The organism is Sphingobium sp. 22B, from assembly GCF_001580035.1.
Lineage (GTDB): Bacteria > Pseudomonadota > Alphaproteobacteria > Sphingomonadales > Sphingomonadaceae > Sphingobium > Sphingobium fuliginis.
The window spans coordinates 1-322 of the sequence record NZ_LTAB01000103.1 but is presented as its reverse complement, the minus strand read 5'-3'; the positions used below and the strand labels follow the sequence as shown (position 1 = coordinate 322).

The window sequence follows — 322 nt, the reverse complement described above, 5'->3', positions numbered from 1 at the left end:
ATAAGAGACAGGCCCTTGACCGCGACGAAGGGTTCCTGCCCCTTGATGCTGACCCGAAGCTGCCCGCCCCAGACGATGAGGGCGGTCGCATTGTCGGCATACATCAGCGGTTCGGTGCGCTGCCCGGCCGCCATCTGGTGCCAGTCCGCCTCCAGATCGCGGTTGCGGACGATGGCGTGCGTCCAGCTTTTCTGGCCCTTGTGCGCGGCAAGGATGTCGGCGAGCTTCCACCAGGGACGATTGGGCGCGTCATAGGCGCGCGGCGGCGTCCGCTTGGGCGACCAGGCATTTTCCATGGGCGGGCGGGCGGGCGGCGCAGACG

At 68.0% G+C, this 322-nt stretch carries 1 pseudogene; it reads right to left on the bottom strand.

From position 1 onward, the window contains the following. A pseudogene (locus A0J57_RS25030) lies at window positions 1–322 on the bottom strand (hypothetical protein); the annotation flags it as partial.